We start from the raw sequence: 17,645 nt of genomic DNA on the forward strand, positions 1-17,645 counted from the left end.
CATATGTCAGCAATGGCAAGTATAAGATCAGATAAGGAATTAAAAACTTATTTCCTAAGAAAAGTAAGTGAAGGAAAAAATAAAATGAGTGTCCTGAATGCGGTAAGAAATAAATTAGTACACAGAATAATGGCTGTCATCAATAGAAAACAGCCATTTTTACAAAAAGAAGAATTTGTGTCAATAAAAAATTCAAATTTCTCTTGTGTATTAACATAGAAATCTTTGCGAACAAAAAAATGAAACAGATCTTAATAGAAACTTTGCGAACTTCCCGTTTAAATAAAAAACGGATCCAAAAAATTGAATCCGTTTTCTTTATATTTCTATTTTGAAATTAAATCTTAGTTAGCTTTGCATATTTCAGAATTAGGTTTTTCTCTCCTTCATGGATGAAAATGACTTTTGCTTTGATATTCTGAGGATCTGTTCCGTCCAGGAAAGAAACTTCCCCTATTCCGAAACGGTCGTGTCTCACCTTATCTCCTACTTCAATATCCTGAGAAGAAGCTCCGCTTGGATTGATAATTTTAGCTGTGCTTACAGGTTTCAGTTTTCTGGTTTCCGGAGCTGGTTTCGAAGTATCACCTCTATCAATTGTCTTCTTTTCAACCTTTTTGAAGGATTTCATTTCGGAAGGATGTTCATCAAAGATATTGGACTTCACTCCCGAATTATTAATAAACCTTTTTTCCAAAGCAGGATTAAGGAATTCAATATATTCATCATCAATTTCACTTAAGAATCTTGAAGGTTCCGCATCCGTAATTTTTCCCCATTGGAAACGGGAAACAGCATAGGAGAAAAAGACCTGTTTTTCAGCTCTCGTCAAAGCCACGTAGAATAATCTTCTTTCTTCTTCAAGATCTTCTCTGGTAGCCGAACTCATAAAGCTAGGGAACAGATTTTCTTCCAATCCTACCAAATGTACCACCGGGAACTCCAATCCTTTTGAAAGGTGAATGGTCATCAAAGAAACCATATCATCTTCCAGTTCTTTATCCTGAGTATCTGCAGAAAGAGCAATATTTTCAAGGAAATTGGAAAGACTCGGATCACCATCTTCAAGCTGCATCTGCTCTTCAATGAATCCCTGCATAGAGTTCATCAATTCCTGTACGTTTTCAACTCTGGAAATCCCTTCCGGCGTCTGATCATCTTTTAAAAACTTGATTAAACCGCTTCGCTTCGCCACTTCCATAGCAACACTGTAAGCTGTATCTGTTTTCAGCAATACCTGAAAAGCCTTGATCATTGACCAGAAGTCATTCAATTTGTTTAAAACTCCGTTGTTCAGACCTAATTGCGGTGCATACATCGGAAGATTTTCCAATACTTTTGAAACGGCAAGATTGTGGGCATCTGCAAAAACGATCAGTTTATTCTGAGTTGTTTCTCCGATTCCTCTTGCAGGATAATTGATAATCCTCATCAACGCCTCAGAATCATTTTCATTGATCAGAAGACGAAGGTAACCAATAAGGTCTTTTACTTCTTTTCTTTGATAGAAAGAAAGTCCTCCATACACTTTGTACGGAATATTTTTACGTCTCAGCGCGTCTTCAAAAGCACGGGTCTGAGAGTTCGTTCTGTATAAAATAGCAAAATCACTGTATTTTCTCTGGTCACGGTTACGAAGTTCCCAGATATTTCCTGCTACAAAGTTGGCTTCATCAGCATCAGAAAGAGAGCGGTAAATTTTAATCTTGTCCCCTTCTTCATTATCACTGAATACATTTTTCTTAAATTGCTGAAGGTTTTTAGCGATAACTACATTGGCAGCATTTACAATATTCTGCGTAGAGCGGTAATTTTGTTCCAGGGATACCGTTTTGGCATCCGTATAATCTTTTTTAAAGTTTAAGATATTATAGATATTCGCTCCACGGAAAGAGTAGATAGACTGCGCATCGTCTCCTACTACACAGATATTTTCGAATTTTGAGGCCAAAGCTTTTACAATAAGATACTGTGAGTGGTTCGTATCCTGGTACTCATCCACCATGATATATCGGAATCTGTCCTGATATTTGGCCAATACTTCCGGAAAACGGGTCAACAGTTCATTGGTTTTCAACAAAAGGTCATCAAAATCCATAGATCCGTTTCTAAAACACTGATCTACATATTTCTGATAAATCTGCCCAATGAATTTCATATTCGCTTTTTCATCCGCTTCCATCAATTCTGGATTGTTGAAATAAGCTTTCACGGTAATCAGGTTATTCTTATAGGTTGAAATTCTTGCCTGAACTTTTTTAGGTTTATAAAGATCAGCATCAATGTTCATATCCTTCAGAACCTTTTTAATCACGTTCAGTGCATCCTGCTGGTCATAAATGGTAAAATTGGAAGGATATCCAAGATAATGGGCCTCAATTCTCAGAATTCTTGCAAAAACCGAGTGAAATGTTCCCATCCAAAGGCTTCTTGCATTACTGTCCCCTACTACTTTAGCGATACGGTCTTTCATTTCACGTGCCGCTTTATTGGTGAAGGTAAGAGCCAGGATATTGAAAGGGTCTATTCCGTTGTGTATTAAATGGGCAATACGCATGGTCAATACACGCGTTTTCCCGGAACCAGCTCCGGCAAGCACCATCAGAGGTCCCTGTAAAGAGGTAACGGCTTCATATTGTGATTCGTTGAGTCCTTTCAAATAGTCCATACAGCAAAAAAATTTTGGGAACACAAAATTAAGGTATTCGGAGGAGAATTCAAACTTTCGTATGGAAGTTAGGAATTTGAGGGATTAAGATTGTATTAATAGTATGTGTCAATGGTCAATTTTGCTTCACAAGTGAATGGTCAATGGTGAATAATTAACCACCAATTAGAAAATTTGTCTGCAATAATTATTCGTAAGCTCAAACCACGCAACCCGAATCCCGTAAAAATTCACAAGCGAAGCGGATTGACTATTCACCATTCACTTTTACTCTTCTAAAAATTTCCCTTTTTCAAACATATATTTCTATACATTCTGTAACATTTAATTCACTTTTCGTACTAATTGATAAACAATTTCTAAAATTTTATGAAAAAGCGACTTCTTTCTGCTGCTGCCGTAGCTTTCTTCGGGCTAATGCTGAATGCACAGCAAATCAAATTCGAAGAGTATGACCTTCCCAATGGTCTTCACGTAATTCTTCATCAGGATAACTCAGCACCGGTTGTGACAACAGGTGTTATGTACCATGTAGGTGCAAAAGATGAAGTAAAAGGCAGAACTGGTTTTGCTCACTTCTTTGAACACCTTTTATTTGAAGGAACTCCTAACATCAAAAGAGGAGACTGGTTCAAAATCGTTTCTTCAAACGGAGGACAGAACAACGCCAACACCACCAATGACAGAACTTATTATTATGAAACGTTCCCTTCCAACAACGAACAGCTTGGGCTTTGGATGGAGGCTGAAAGAATGCGTCACGCTGTAATCAATCAGATTGGTGTGGATACCCAGAGAGAGGTTGTAAAAGAAGAGAAAAGATTGAGAATGGATAACCAGCCTTATGGAAATCTTTTCTCTACTATTCAGAAAAATTTATTTACGAATCACCCGTACAATTGGCCAACAATTGGTTCTATGGAGGATTTGAACTCTGCTAAGCTAGAAGAATTCCAGGCATTCTACAAAAAGTATTACGTTCCGAATAACGCTACTTTAGTGGTTGCAGGAGATATCAAACCTGAGCAGACCAAGAAATGGATTGAAACGTATTATGGAGGAATTCCAAAAGGAACGCTTTATCCAAAAGATTTCCCGAAAGATGCTCCTATCACGCAAGAAAAAGAAGTTACTGCTACGGACCCGAACATTCAGCTTCCGGCCTATATTTTCGCATACAGAACTCCGGCTAACAAAGAAAAAGATGCTTATGTATTAGATATGCTTTCTTCTTATTTGAGTAACGGTAAATCTTCAGTTTTATATAAAAAATTAGTTGACCAGGATAAAAAGGCACTTCAGGTAGCTGCCTTCAACCAGGGACTTGAAGATTACAGTATTTTCGCATTCTTCGCAATTCCGATGGGACAAACTACGAAACAGGCTTTACAGACTGACATTGATGCTGAAATCAAAAAAGTTCAGACTACTTTAATCTCTGAAGAAGATTATCAGAAACTTCAAAACCAATACGAAAACCAATTTGTAAATGCTAATTCAAGCATTCAGGGAATTGCTGCTTCATTGGCAACCAACCACGTATTGATGGGTGACACGAATTTGATCAACAAAGAAATCGACATTTACAGATCTATCACCAGACAGGATCTTCAAAATGCGGCTAAAAAGTATCTTAATTCCAACCAAAGAATAATCATTAATTACGTACCTGAGAAAAAGTAATCATTTCAACTTTTTAGGTTTAAATATGATTATTAAAAATTAAATTTTTACAAATGAAAAAGCAATTAACATATATAGCTGCAGCATTTTTCTTTACAGGAATGGTTTCAGCACAAAAAATAGATCTTAATGCAATGCCAAAACCAGGACCTACTCCTGCGATTAATATTGCCAAGCCAAAAACTTTCCAGCTAAGCAACGGTCTTACAGTAATGGTGGTTGAGAACAACAAACTACCAAGAGTAAATGCAAGCCTTTCTATGGACAGACCTCCTTACAACGAAGGCGCTGTAACCGGAGTAAGCGGAATTATGGCAGAACAGTTCGAAAATGGAACAACCAATATCAGCAAAGATGATTTCAACAAAAAAGTAGACTACCTTGGAGCCAATCTTAATTTCTCTTCAGGAGGAGCTTCTGCTAATTCACTTTCAAAATATTTCCCTGAAGTTTTAGGTTTGATGGCTGATGCCATCATTAATCCTAAATTCTCTGCGGAAGAAATTCAAAATTCTAAAGAAAGAGCGATCGAAGGATTAAAGTCTGAGGAAAAAAATGCTTCCTCTATTGCAGAGAAAGTTTCTAATGCTTTGATGTATGGAAAAAATACATCAAGAGGAGAATTTGAAACAGTTGAGTCTATCAACAAAATTCAGCTTGCTGACGTTCAGAATACTTACAAAAAATACTACGCTCCGGATAATGCTTACTTAGTAATCGTTGGAGATGTAAAATTTGATCAGGTAAAACCTTTGATCGAGAAGGCTTTCAGCGGCTGGAAAAAGGCCAATACACCTATTGCACCATTAGAGCCAGCTTCAAATGTTGCTAAAACAGAAATCAACGTAGTAGACGTTCCTTCTGCAGTACAGTCTGTTGTTTCATTAAACAACCTGAACACACTGAAAATGAAAGATGCCAACTACTTCCCTGCTACCATCGCTAACTACATCCTTGGAGGGGGTGGTGAAGCTAGACTTTTCATGAACCTTCGTGAGAAAAACGGATTTACGTATGGAGCTTATTCAAGTATGGTTGCCAGCAAATACTCTCCGGAATTCTCAGCCAGTGCAAGCGTAAGAAATGAAGTTACTGACAAAGCGGTGAAGGAATTCATGAATGAACTTAACGCTATTTCTACGGTAAAACCAGAAGAACTAGCCAATGCTAAAGCTAAACTGAAAGGATCTTTCATCATGTCTTTAGAACAGCCTGCTACGATTGCAAGATTTGCTTTAAACCAAAAAGTTCAGGATTTACCAGCTGATTTCTATACGAATTACTTAAAATCTATCGATAAAGTAACTGCTGCAGATGTTTCCAATGCTGTAAAAGCTACGATCTTACCCAACCAAAGCAGAATTTTCATCGCTGGTAAAGCGTCTGATATTTCTGAAGGATTGGAAAAATTAGGTTATCCTGTAAAATATTTCGATAAAGAAGCGAACTCTGTTGCAAAACCAACGGTACAAAAAGTGGATGCTAATGTAACGGTTGCTTCTGTAGTTGACAAGTACATCAATGCTATCGGAGGAAAAGCTAATCTGGCTAAAATTACTTCTTATACAACGAATGCTTTCATGTCTATGCAAGGGCAGAATATCGATTTTAAAATCATTAAAGCACAAGGTGGAAAGGAGCTTACTACGGTAACAGCAATGGGACAGGTAGTTCAAAAGCAGGTATTTGACGGAAAAACCGGTTACTCTATGCAAATGGGGCAAAAAGTTGATGTCACTCCGGAAGAAATTGCTGAAAAGCAAAAGAATCCTGAACTTTTTGAAGAATTAGGTTTTGCAAAATCTGCTGATTATAAATTAAGCGGAATTGAGAAAATCGGAGGTGAAGATTCTTATGCAATCAAAGGTGGAGATACTACGTATTACTACAGCGTTGCAACAGGATTAAAGACCGGAGAAACCAAAAAAGTAAAAAATAAAGGTCAGGAGATGACTATTCCTACCACATTCTCTAATTACAAAGATGTAGAAGGGGTAAAAATGCCTTACACCATCGCTGTAAGCCAAATGGGAATGGACATGACGATGACGGTAAAGTCTTATGAGATCAATAAGGCTACTGATGCTGATTTTAAATAATAACATCCTATTTTTATAGAAAAAACGGCAACAATTGTTGCCGTTTTTATTTTTATCAACATTTGGCGACATCTTTTTTTGTCATTCAGTAAAAAAAGATTAAATTTGCCCATTCAAAAAGATATCAGAATTAATGGATACTATATTTACACTATTGATGGTTCTTATTATGGTTGCCAGTGTTTTATTGGTAATTATCGTTATGGCACAAAATCCAAAAGGAGGAGGCCTTTCCAGTACATTCGGAGGTGCATCATCTGCACAGTTCGGAGTACAGAGAACCAATGATTTCATGGAAAAAGCAACATGGACTCTAGGCGGAACTATCATCGTTCTTATCCTTTTAAGCGTTGTTATTACAGGTAAGCCTTCTCAGGTACTTCCTACACAACAGCAGCCAGCGAAGAAAGAAGCTCCTGCAAAACAATCAGCTCCTGCTTCTAAAACGGCAACTCCGGCACAGACTCCTGCTGCTCCGGCTAAATAAGAAGAATATCATCTTATATAAAACAAAAGCAACTCAAATTGAGTTGCTTTTTTATTTTAGCTTGATCTTTTCAATCTGATGGCGGAGCTTCAATCCTGCCTTTAAAAATGAATACTGTACAGGCTTCGATTCTTTATAATATTTATCAATAAAGATCTGCATGGCTCCATAAAATCTGTTGAGATAAACTTCATCCTTTATGGTACTTTCTCCTTTGTGATGAAGGATAGAAACTTTACCGTAATAGAAATTTTTATATCCGTTTCTTAAAAATGTATAGCAGAGATCAATATCTTCTCCATACATAAAGTACGCTTCATCCAGTCCTCCTATTTTCTCGTAAACTTCTTTTTTAGCCAACAAAAATGCTCCGGTGATCACTTCTACTTCTGCCACAGTATTTTCTTCTATATCGTTTCTGTAATAGGATTTAGACGTGTTCTTTTTAAAGTTGGTAAACAGCTTTTCAAAAGAGTTAAACATATCCGGAACAGAACGCTTGCTTTCGGGTAGGAAAGCTCCTGCTGCGTCATGCATTCTTACCCCCAAACATCCGAAAGAAGATTGAGCATCAGCAAAATCCAGCAGTTCTTTCATATAAAACCCTTCAAATTCCGTATCAGGATTTAAAAGCAATAGGTATTCACCTTTTGCAGCTTTGATTGCCTGGTTATTGGCTTTTGAAAAGCCTCCATTAGTTTCAGACGATATAAAATGTACGTTGGGAAATTCTGGGATAAGATCTCCCCAAGACGTATCTGTAGAAGCATTATCAATGACAATCACTTCATATTCTACTTCCTGTATGTATTTCTGAAGTGACAGGAGACAGCTTCTGAGTAATTGGGTAACATTATAATTAACAATAATAACAGACAGCTTCATATTAATCCTTTTCGTTATATGGTAATCTGTTGATAATAGACCTCCCTAAAGAAATTTCATCAGCATATTCCAGTTCATCTCCTACTGAAATTCCTCTTGCAATGCTCGAAAAATTCACATGGGAATTTTTAAATTTCTTGTAAATATAATAAGCTGTGGTATCTCCTTCCATCGTAGCACTCAAAGCGAAAATAAATTCCTTTACCTGCCCTTCATTCAACTTCTTTTCAATGCTTGGAATATTCAATTGGCCTGGCCCTACTCCTTCCATGGGAGAAATTTTTCCACCAAGAATAAGGTATTTCCCAGTGTATTTTCCAGTATTCTCAATAGCAATAACATCCCTTACATCTTCCACGATACAAATCAGTTCTCCATTTCTCTTTTCATTGCTGCATATTTCACAGATGTCAAAATCTGAAAAATTATGACATTCTTTACAGTATTTTATTTCGTTGACAAGATTAATCAGTGAGTTTCCAAGACTTACAGCTCTGGAATTGGGCTGCTTTAACAAATGTAATGCTAATCTTAAGGCCGTTTTTCTACCAATCCCAGGCAGTCCTGAAATTTCATCTACTGCCTTTGCCAACACTTTACTTGGGTAATCCATAGGTACAAAAATAAGGATTAAAGTTGATAATTAATAGTGAATAATGAATCGTCAATTCGCTTCGCTTGTGAATTTCTGTATAACATAAATAAATTTTAACGCAGTGCCCGCTAGGGAATTTTTATATTTCTTAAAAACGATCGCAAGGGCGTTGCACTCAGCAATAGACAAAGCTGATACCCTGGCTGAATGAAGTGCCCTTGCGATCGAAATAGATAAAAGTAAATATCAGCCTTGCGAACATAGCGTTTATTTTTTGACCAAAAGCATTTTCTGTATAATGTCTCATTATGATATTTTACATTTCTCCCTTGTCTGAGAACTCTAAAAAAACCTCTATATTTGCGGCTTTAATTAAATATGAAAAAAATTAACTAACATGGTACTTAACAATCTCAATTATCCTCTGGATTTCAAATTCAAAATCACTACTTTAGCAAGCGACTTCAACATTACGGACAGAAATGGAAATTATGTAGCATATGTTCGTCAGAAAATGTTCAAGTTGAAAGAAGATGTTATCGTTTTTAATGATGAGAGCAAGGCTAAGGAACTTTTCAGAATCAGAGCCAATAAATGGATTGATTTCAATGCTTCTTATTCTTTAAATGATCTTATTGACAATAAAAACTTTGGTAGATTAGCCAGAAAAGGAATGCGTTCTATCTGGAAAGCAAGTTATGATATCCTGGATGCACATGATCAGCCTAAGTTTAAAGTTCAGGAAGACAGTGCATGGGTAAGATTCTGGGACAGCTTTGTAGGAGAACTTCCTATCATCGGAATGTTCACCGGGTATTTCCTTAATCCATCATATACTGTAACAGGGATTGATGGAAAGGCTTATTTTAAACTGAAAAAAATGCCTTCATTCTTCGGAAGAAGATTCCAGCTGGACAGACTGATCGACATTGATGATGAGGAAGAAAGTCTGGTGATCCTTTCTTTATTAATGATGACTCTTCTTGAAAGAGCAAGAGGATAAACAAATAATAAAACCACAAAAACATGAAATATTTAATCATTGTATTTTCCGCATTTCTACTGGTAGCTTGTAAAAAGGAAAAAGAAACGGTTTCAGGTTCCACTGCTGCAGATTCTTCGCATGTTGCTAAGGATACGGCTTCAGCAGGTTCTTCTTCAGGAAATATTCTGGTAGGAACCATTCCTTTTCCAAAAGAAATTAAAGAATGCTCATGCTATTTTGCTGTGAGCAAAGCTGATTTTGAAAATGAGAGATACATTTATGCAGATGATGCCGGAAAAACAGCTTATATGATGCTGGATGGTAAAAGACTGGCTATGAATCTTATTTCATCAAGTGATATGGAAGTAGATGAATTGCTTACCAAGGAAATAGAAAATGACGATTACAAAATTTCTGTAAAAGGTAAAAAAATAAAAGGTGAAGAAGCTTTGCTGTTTGAAGGTACTCTGACTATAGAGAAACCAGACGGAACTACATTTACCACTCCCATCTATGGAGAATGCGGATGTTAATACAAGCAAAATCATACAAAAATGCTTCTGTAACTCAACAGAAGCATTTTTTATTTCGTAAATTTGAGAAAAATAAAATTCAATGGAATTATCTAATATAGAACCGCAGATTATCTGGAAAAATTTCTCCAAATTAAATGCAGTTCCAAGACCTTCAAAAAAAGAGGAAAAAGTGATTGCTTTCATCAAAGGATTTGGTGAAGATTTAGGACTGGAAACTACGGTAGATGAAGTAGGAAACGTTATTATTAAGAAACCTGCCACTGCAGGAATGGAAAACCGTAAATCTATTGTGCTTCAATCGCACCTTGATATGGTTTGCCAGAAAAACAATGATGTGAATTTCGATTTTGAAACAGAAGGAATCAAAATGGAAATTGATGGTGACTGGGTAAAGGCAAAAGGAACTACTTTAGGAGCTGATAATGGTTTAGGAGTAGCTACCATTATGTCTATCCTTGAAAGCTCGGATATTCCACACCCTGCATTGGAAGCTCTTTTCACCATTGATGAAGAGACAGGAATGACAGGTGCTCTAGGATTAAAACCAGGACAATTGACAGGACAAATTCTATTGAACCTTGATACTGAAGAGGATGACGAGATTGATATCGGCTGTGCAGGAGGCGTAGATGTAACCATCACTCAAACTTACGCCACAGAAGCTTCAAAAGGACAAATTGTAAGAATTGAAGTAAAAGGTCTTCAGGGAGGACATTCCGGAATGGATATCCATAAAGGGTTCGGAAATGCTAATATTATTTTAGGTAGACTTCTTTACAGCGGACTGGAAAACCAGAATATTGAATTAATTTCTATCGACAGCGGAGGGTTGAGAAATGCTATTCCAAGAGAAGGAGCAACTGTTATTTCTGTGAGAAATGCTCAGGAATTTATAGAAAAGGCAACGGCTCTTAAAAAAGATATCTTAGAAGAATTTGCGACTGTAGAACCGGGACTTCAGATCAATATTGAGAACTCTACTTCTTCAGATAAAGCTATTTCAGAAGGTGATTCTAAAAAAGTGATCTTTACTTTAAAAGCTCTTCACAATGGAGTTTACAGAATGAGTCCTGATGTGGCTGATCTTGTAGAAGCATCCAACAATGTAGCAAGAGTAGAATTAAAAGGTGGAGATCTTAAAATCTTAAACCTGACGAGATCTTCCGTAGATTCTTCCAAATATTCAGTAGCAGAGCAATTGAAATCTGTAGCAGAACTGGCTGGAATGAATGTTGAATTCAGTGGATCATACCCGGGATGGAAACCAAAACCAGGTTCAGAGATTGTACAGCTGATGGAGAAGCTTTATACTGAAAAATTCAGCGAAAAACCTCATGTAGTAGCCTGCCACGCAGGTCTTGAGTGTGGGATCATCGGTGCCAACTATCCTGAAATGGAAATGGTAAGCTTTGGGCCAACCATCAGAGGAGCACACTCACCTGACGAGAAGGCAAACATCCCTTCTACTCAGAAATTCTGGAGCTTCCTGAAAGATATTTTAGCGAATATTCCTCAGAAATAGAACATTAAAATAACTATATTGAATATCCAAAGTCTTATGATTTTGGATATTTTTAGTTTTAATCTAAATATATTTAATTGAAATAAAAAATGCTTCGACAGGCTCAGCATGGCATCTCTAATACTAATTGCTTTTTTAGAGGTCAATTTTTAGCAGCGTCATGCTGAGCCTGTTGAAGCATCTCAACAATAGCATAAAAAAATATTATACAATGAAAAGTATCACCGTATTCTGCGGCTCAAGTTTTGGTTCGCATGACATTTACAAAGAACAGGCATTTTTATTGGGACAAACTTTAGCTCAACAAGGTATACAGCTTATATATGGCGGTGCTGATGTTGGTTTAATGGGAACCATAGCAGACGGAGCATTGACCGAAGGAGGTAAGGTCATTGGAATCCTTCCCCAGTTTTTACAGTCTAAAGAAATTGCCCACAAAAACCTAACAGAGCTCATCATCGTGGAAACCATGCACGAAAGAAAAACCAAAATGAATGAACTTTGTGATGGAGTCATTGTTCTTCCCGGCGGCTACGGAACGCTGGAAGAGTTTTTCGAGATGGTCACATGGGCACAGCTAGGGCTTCACAAAAAACCTATCGGAATATTGAATATAAGCGGGTTTTATGATGACCTTATCAAACTGGTACAGACTATGGTGGATAAAGGATTTTTAAAGCAAATAAACAAAGATATGCTGCTGATCAGCAATACCATTGAAGAGCTGTTAGAAAAAATGAAAAATTATCAGGCTCCTACGGTTGGAAAGTGGATTTCTAAGGAGGAAATCTAAGTTTTATACTCATTTACATGAATAACTATAATGTTAATAAAGAGATGCTTGGAGTTGCTACAGTATTTGGAACTATGCTCTTTATTGTTCCTGCTCTTTCTTCTTATTTTATGGAAGATTGTAAGACTGCGATGGAAAGAGTCAAGAAGCAAAAATGTAAAATTAAAGTCGAAAGTATTGAAGGTATAAAATCTCTTAAATTAAAGGGAACTGCTCCTGAAAGCATTCAACCTTGTGAATGTTCTGAAGATGGCCAATGGTGGATTTTCTATAAAGATGAAATAGAACCAGGAGATTACTTTATAAAGAATGAAGGTGAAAGTTACTTAGAAATCATTAAAAAGGACACTCTAATCAGACACGAGTATATATGTTCTCCGAAATAAATATAAAAAACAAAACCCGTCCGGAAAATTCGGGCGGGTTTCTTATTAAGATTAAAAATATTTTCTAAGGATAAGGAGCAATTTCCATTTCGAGCCCTTCCATGAGGTCGGCAATATGTAAGTACACTTTTTGGGACTTTGAACAAACCAGAGCATTAAAAACTAACATGAATTGGGATAAAAAAGCAATAATAACCAATAACTTAATATACTATTTTAACACTTAAATAAAAAAGACACATTATTATTGATATCAACATAATTTGATTTTTATGATGCTGATATAAAATATCTATCCCAAACTCATGTTATATTGTTTTAAAATAATCACTAACTTGAATGGTTATGAACCAACCTCAAAATCTGCTCCGTATTTTTTAAAACCCTTTTACCGGCATTCCTGAGTAGTGTAAATGTATTAACTTCCATTTTCCGTCCTCCTTTCGATAAACATGCGTTTCTCTCCCAGCCATATCTACAGGTTTATCCCCTGCTTTAAGTTTTGCATTAAGCTTCCAATAAAACTCTACAACGGCAGTATTATCAAAAATATAAACAGCAGGCTCACGTTCATCTGTTATCATCCGCAGATTCCGGTCTTTCAGAACTTCAAATATAGGTGCATAGAAATTTTTCTTAATTTCTTCAAATCCCTTCTGGTGTCCACGGATATTAATATTAGAAACTTCCGGACTATGCTCCCAGAGCTCATCAATAATTTCCGGATGAACATCTCCTTCATTAACACTTTGGGTATACCTCTTAACCCTGTCTAAAATTTGTTGTTTTTCGCTTGCATTTGCAGGCGATATTTCATTATTTTCTTTCTTACAACCTGAAAATAACAGAAGGAAAGATGCAAAAATAAAAAGGCTTATAGATTTCATTGTCTTATATAAATTTTTATAAATTAATTTTACTTATTATCCTGAATATCATATTATTTTGAATAATAAGAATGATGTCAAAAATGCAATACATCGGAAAAATTAACAATTGAAAGTCAAACTATTACTAACAGAAATCATTTCACTTAATGTTCTATTTTCTCCATTATCCTACTTTCCAAAAATTCCTTTTGCAGCAGGCTTAAATCTGAATATACGGTATGGTGGAACTGTTTTATCCTGCCCGTTATTGAAAGCTCCTCCCAAAGGAAGTTGCGTTGCAGGCACATACATATAACCGTCCTTATTACAACTGGCTCCATCCGGCCATATCAAATCGGGATGCGAAGCATAGCGATAAGGCTTTCTGGTACCCGAAGGTATTACTTCTATACTTTTTGTTTCCAGATAAGTCAAATAAATATTTCCCGCTTCATCAATACTTGCCCCGCCATTATTTTCCTTCGATGAATAGGTTTCTACTTTACTTTCCAATACAGAAGAAGGAAGAGACTCATTAAGTACATCTTGTATTCTGACTCTGTATAATTTGGATCCGTTTAATGGGGCATAATACAACCATTCATTATTTTTATCTGTTGTAATACAGTCGGCGCCTACTAAAATAGGGGTATTAGTCCCGGGAATATTCAGTTGCCTGCCATCCACTACAATAGGTTTATTTTTTTCAGGCATCGTGCTATAATGGCTCTGTAATATCCGTCGGCTTTTTCCTGTGGTAATATCCACAATAATTAATGCTGCTTTACTGCCATTTCCGTTAGGCCCAATATCTTCATCAGCTATAATAAAAGTTTTTCCATCATTCAATATCGTAAAATCGTTAAGCTGGGAAGAAGGCAGGCTGGCTGGGGCAGGAATTTTCACTATTTTTTCCAATGTATTGGAGATCGTATTCCATCCAACAAATTTTGGGGTAATATTATTTCTGAAACCCATGTCCAGCATCCATACCACTCCTTTATGATCACTTCTAATGCCCAATACCGTACTTAAAAAATTTTCATTATCCGCTTTTGGAGTATTCCAGTCCACATTGGGAAATGCTGAAGTTTGTCCGGTAGCTGCATTATATTGCATTACTCTGATCTGTGGGTCAAAAAAGGATGATTACTAAAGACCAATTCTCCGGAATTTTTATATGCAATGTTCCCTACAGGACTTGATACTTCCGCAAATAATTCTATTTCAGCAGTGGGTAGCTTTTCAGATATATTCTCCTTTTCATTGTTACAGCTCCACAGCCAAATGGAGAGAATTGACATGGTAATGAGGTATTTCATTTTTAAATATTTAATGCATTATAACTAATAGGTTTAAAAATCAGATTCTTTTTTGTAAGTATAAAATTATCTGATATTTCATCCCATAATCAGTATATAACCGTCATATTTTAGTATATTTTTTCGTTTTAAAAATATATACATCATGAAAAAACATTCAAAAACAAAAAACTCCTGAAAAAATACATCTTCAGGAGTTTTCTTATTAAGATTAAAAAATATTTTCTAAGGATAAGGAGCAATTTCCACTTCGAGCCCTTCCATGGCATCGGCAATATGCAACTGGCATCCCAATCTGCTGTTGTCTTTCACATGGAAAGCTTCAGCCAACATGGCGTCTTCTTCATCTCCCATCGATTCCAAACCGGGATCATTAATTACATATACTTGGCATGAAGCACACATCGCCATTCCTCCGCATACCCCAATAGTACCTTCTTCTGCCAATTCATAGGCACGGATAATTTCCATTAGGTTCATGGACATATCCGTAGGAGCTACGACATCGTGGGTTACACCTTCTCTATCGGTGATTTTAATATTAACGTCTGACATAATTCTGCAAAATTAGTCAATTTTTTTCACAACCGCCTTCTCTGCTTCTTTACGGCTTCCGTCAAATCCGTCTACACCACTTACGGTTGTATATTTTAATACGAATTTTTTGCCTGGGTTTAATCTGTTATAAACACTCTGACACATTAAAGTAGCTTCGTGGAAACCACAAAGGATCAATTTCAGTTTTCCAGGATATGTGTTGATATCCCCGATCGCATAAATACCATCAATGTTAGTCTGATAATCAAGTGCATTGTTTACAACAATAGCATTTTTCTCGATATTTAATCCCCAGTTTCCGATCTCACCTAATTTTGGTGTCAATCCGAATAATGGAATAAAGTAATCTGTTTCAATATCATAAGCTTCCTGCCCTTCCACTTCTACTGTGATCGCTTCTACTTTTCCGTCACCTTTAATACCAGTAACTTCAGCAGGAGTAATTAATTTAATTTTTCCTTGATTTTTCAAATCCTGAACTTTCTCTACAGAATCCAGAGCTCCTCTGAACTCATTTCTTCTGTGGATCAAAGTCACTTCGCTGGCAACATTAGAAAGAAAAACACTCCAATCCAAAGCAGAATCTCCTCCTCCGGCGATCACTACTTTTTTGTTTCTGAAATGTTCAGGTTCTTTAACGAAATATTCAAGGCCTTTTTCTTCATAATCAGCAAGATTGTCAAAAGTAGGTTTTCTAGGCTCAAATGTTCCTAATCCACCTGCAATAGCAATCGCTTTACATCTGTGAACAGTTCCTTTGTTTGTGATCACTTCAAACCACTCATCATCTACTTTTGTGTAAGAAACTGCTGTTTCTCCCAAAGTAAATCCAGGTTGAAACTGCTTGATCTGCTCCATCAAATTATCCACCAATTCTCCGGCATTCACTGAAGGATAACCAGGGATATCGAAAATAGGTTTTTTAGGATAAAGTTCCGCTAACTGCCCTCCCGGTTGTGGAAGCGCATCTATAATATGGCACTTCATTTTTAATAAACCAGCTTCAAAAACTGCAAAAAGTCCTGTAGGTCCCGCACCTATGATCAATATATCAGTGGTTATCATAATCTTTAAGATAATTTAATTATACATGTAACTGCAAATTTACTAATTTTAATGCGAAGCATATTTAATTGATTCTAAATAAAAACCTGAGATTTGTCAAATATCTATCAATTAAGATTTTAAATTTGGCAATATTTTTGTAAATGTCTTGTTATGAAGAAAATTTCAATCCTTTTTGCAGTATTAATATTCTTTTTTGGCTCAGCCCAGATTGATAATATCGCGGACGGCGAATCCATCACTCTTAGGATCCACTACGGCTTCCTTAATGCAGGAACCGCCAACCTTACTACAAAACAAACCACTTACAAAGGTGTACCTCATTTGTACGTAAAAGGTACAGGACAGACTACCGGTGCCGTAAAAGCATTCTTCAAAGTGGAAGATTTATATGAAAGTTTCATCAATACACAAACAGGATTACCCAGTTTCTATGTCAGAAATGTGCGTGAAGGAAGCTATCGCCAACATTTTGAAACGGTTTTTAATCACGATAATAATACTTTAATTTTAACAGATAAAAAAACTCCAGCCAATGGCTCAAAGGTTTTAAAATCGGTAAAAGGGGTTCAGGATATGCTTTCCTGCTTTTATTATTTAAGAAGTAAAAGCCCTGATGAGCTGAAAGTAGGAACTATCATCAATATGAATGTATGGATTGATGACGAAATGTTTCCTTTCCAGCTCAAAGTAGTGGGAACCGAGAATTTAAAAACAAAATTCGGAACCATCAACTGCTTAAAGATAATTCCTTCTGTAAAAAGCGGAAGAGTATTCAAAGAAAAAGAAGGGGTAACCATGTGGGTTTCCAATGATGCCAACCATGTTCCTATGCTGTTGAAAGCAGAACTTGCAGTAGGTGCACTGAAAGCCAGCATTGATGATTACAAGAATGTAAAATATCCTTTAAAATTCAGTAAATAACAATATAAACTTTTAAAGATAAAGCCTGTAATTTTTACAGGCTTTTTTATATTCAATGTAATAGAATGTTAACATTAATTGTCCTTATAATAGAGGCAGACAAAGAGCTGCAGCATGTCAATACTTCAATTCAACAGCGGTTGATCCAAAGTATGGGCATAAGAAACAGACACGTGTAAATTTTTCAATAAGATCAGTTTTTAATTACGTTTTGTTTCTTAGGTCAGTAATTAAAAACAAAAAACCTCCGGAGCTCCGGAGGTTTGAT

The 17,645-nt window shown here is 36.3% G+C and carries 17 protein-coding genes and 1 pseudogene; 10 read left to right on the forward strand and 8 right to left on the reverse strand.

Going from position 1 to position 17,645, the window contains the following annotated elements; genetic code table 11:
* Nucleotides 1-219, forward strand: a pseudogene (locus BOQ62_RS18345) (hypothetical protein); the annotation flags it as partial.
* A 118-nt stretch (nt 220-337) separates the two neighbouring features.
* Here BOQ62_RS18345 and BOQ62_RS18350 read toward each other — a convergent pair.
* Nucleotides 338-2,668, reverse strand: coding sequence for an ATP-dependent helicase (locus BOQ62_RS18350; RefSeq protein WP_129041784.1), 2,331 nt, complete (start codon nt 2,666-2,668; stop codon nt 338-340).
* 369 nt (nt 2,669-3,037) lie between these two features.
* Between BOQ62_RS18350 and BOQ62_RS18355 the strand changes: the two genes are divergently transcribed.
* From BOQ62_RS18355 to secG, 3 genes are all read left to right on the forward strand, one after another.
* Complete coding sequence (locus BOQ62_RS18355; RefSeq protein ID WP_129041787.1) at nt 3,038-4,351, forward strand: M16 family metallopeptidase; 1,314 nt, start codon at nt 3,038-3,040, stop codon at nt 4,349-4,351.
* Between the two features lie 53 nt (nt 4,352-4,404).
* On the forward strand, nt 4,405-6,450 hold the full coding sequence (locus BOQ62_RS18360; RefSeq protein ID WP_129041789.1) for a M16 family metallopeptidase: 2,046 nt from the start codon (nt 4,405-4,407) through the stop codon (nt 6,448-6,450).
* Nucleotides 6,451-6,583: 133 nt separating this feature from the next.
* Nucleotides 6,584-6,937, forward strand: a complete 354-nt coding sequence (gene secG, locus BOQ62_RS18365; RefSeq protein ID WP_129041791.1) for a preprotein translocase subunit SecG — start codon at nt 6,584-6,586, stop codon at nt 6,935-6,937.
* 51 nt (nt 6,938-6,988) lie between these two features.
* Here secG and BOQ62_RS18370 read toward each other — a convergent pair whose 3' ends face one another.
* Together BOQ62_RS18370 and recR are read right to left on the reverse strand one after the other, a co-directional pair.
* Nucleotides 6,989-7,828 carry a glycosyltransferase family 2 protein gene (locus BOQ62_RS18370; protein WP_129041793.1) on the reverse strand — a complete coding sequence of 280 codons (840 nt, stop codon included), beginning with the start codon at nt 7,826-7,828 and terminating at the stop codon, nt 6,989-6,991.
* Nucleotides 7,824-8,435, reverse strand: coding sequence for a recombination mediator RecR (gene recR, locus BOQ62_RS18375; RefSeq protein ID WP_129041795.1), 612 nt, complete (start codon nt 8,433-8,435; stop codon nt 7,824-7,826). Before recR ends, BOQ62_RS18370 begins: the two co-directional genes overlap by 5 nt.
* Before the next feature lie 379 nt (nt 8,436-8,814).
* On the opposite strand from recR, the gene BOQ62_RS18380 reads away from it, so the two are divergent.
* The 5 genes from BOQ62_RS18380 (at nt 8,815) to BOQ62_RS18400 (ending at nt 12,639) form a co-directional block, all read left to right on the forward strand.
* A complete protein-coding gene (locus tag BOQ62_RS18380) occupies nt 8,815-9,420 on the forward strand; it encodes a hypothetical protein (RefSeq protein ID WP_129041797.1) in 606 nt (201 codons plus the stop codon).
* Between the two features lie 23 nt (nt 9,421-9,443).
* Nucleotides 9,444-9,935 carry a hypothetical protein gene (locus tag BOQ62_RS18385; RefSeq protein WP_129041799.1) on the forward strand — a complete coding sequence of 164 codons (492 nt, stop codon included), beginning with the start codon at nt 9,444-9,446 and terminating at the stop codon, nt 9,933-9,935.
* Between the two features lie 82 nt (nt 9,936-10,017).
* The gene (locus BOQ62_RS18390; RefSeq protein WP_129041801.1) at nt 10,018-11,460 is read left to right on the forward strand and encodes an aminoacyl-histidine dipeptidase; all 1,443 of its coding nucleotides are present in this window, start codon (nt 10,018-10,020) and stop codon (nt 11,458-11,460) included.
* Between the two features lie 211 nt (nt 11,461-11,671).
* Nucleotides 11,672-12,253: a TIGR00730 family Rossman fold protein gene (locus BOQ62_RS18395; RefSeq protein ID WP_129041803.1), complete on the forward strand. Its 582-nt coding sequence runs from the start codon at nt 11,672-11,674 to the stop codon at nt 12,251-12,253.
* Between the two features lie 17 nt (nt 12,254-12,270).
* Nucleotides 12,271-12,639 carry a hypothetical protein gene (locus tag BOQ62_RS18400; RefSeq protein ID WP_129041805.1) on the forward strand — a complete coding sequence of 123 codons (369 nt, stop codon included), beginning with the start codon at nt 12,271-12,273 and terminating at the stop codon, nt 12,637-12,639.
* 377 nt (nt 12,640-13,016) lie between these two features.
* Here BOQ62_RS18400 and BOQ62_RS18405 read toward each other — a convergent pair whose 3' ends face one another.
* From BOQ62_RS18405 to BOQ62_RS18420, 5 genes are all read right to left on the reverse strand, one after another.
* Nucleotides 13,017-13,526, reverse strand: coding sequence for a YybH family protein (locus BOQ62_RS18405; protein WP_129041807.1), 510 nt, complete (start codon nt 13,524-13,526; stop codon nt 13,017-13,019).
* Nucleotides 13,527-13,697: 171 nt separating this feature from the next.
* Nucleotides 13,698-14,627 carry a major royal jelly family protein gene (locus BOQ62_RS18410; protein WP_228414325.1) on the reverse strand — a complete coding sequence of 310 codons (930 nt, stop codon included), beginning with the start codon at nt 14,625-14,627 and terminating at the stop codon, nt 13,698-13,700.
* Nucleotides 14,627-14,830, reverse strand: coding sequence for a hypothetical protein (locus tag BOQ62_RS23570; protein ID WP_228414326.1), 204 nt, complete (start codon nt 14,828-14,830; stop codon nt 14,627-14,629). The genes BOQ62_RS18410 and BOQ62_RS23570 overlap by 1 nt, the downstream gene beginning before the upstream one ends.
* A gap of 225 nt (nt 14,831-15,055) precedes the next feature.
* On the reverse strand, nt 15,056-15,385 hold the full coding sequence (locus BOQ62_RS18415) for a 2Fe-2S iron-sulfur cluster-binding protein (protein ID WP_129041809.1): 330 nt from the start codon (nt 15,383-15,385) through the stop codon (nt 15,056-15,058).
* Between the two features lie 12 nt (nt 15,386-15,397).
* Entirely contained in the window at nt 15,398-16,453 is a 1,056-nt protein-coding gene (locus tag BOQ62_RS18420; RefSeq protein WP_034697025.1) for an NAD(P)/FAD-dependent oxidoreductase, read from the reverse strand.
* A 153-nt stretch (nt 16,454-16,606) separates the two neighbouring features.
* On the opposite strand from BOQ62_RS18420, the gene BOQ62_RS18425 reads away from it, so the two are divergent.
* The gene (locus BOQ62_RS18425) at nt 16,607-17,377 is read left to right on the forward strand and encodes a DUF3108 domain-containing protein (RefSeq protein ID WP_129041810.1); all 771 of its coding nucleotides are present in this window, start codon (nt 16,607-16,609) and stop codon (nt 17,375-17,377) included.
* The last annotated feature ends 268 nt before the right edge of the window (nt 17,378-17,645 follow it).

It is taken from the genome of Chryseobacterium sp. CH21, assembly GCF_004119445.1.
In the GTDB taxonomy this organism is placed as follows: domain Bacteria; phylum Bacteroidota; class Bacteroidia; order Flavobacteriales; family Weeksellaceae; genus Chryseobacterium.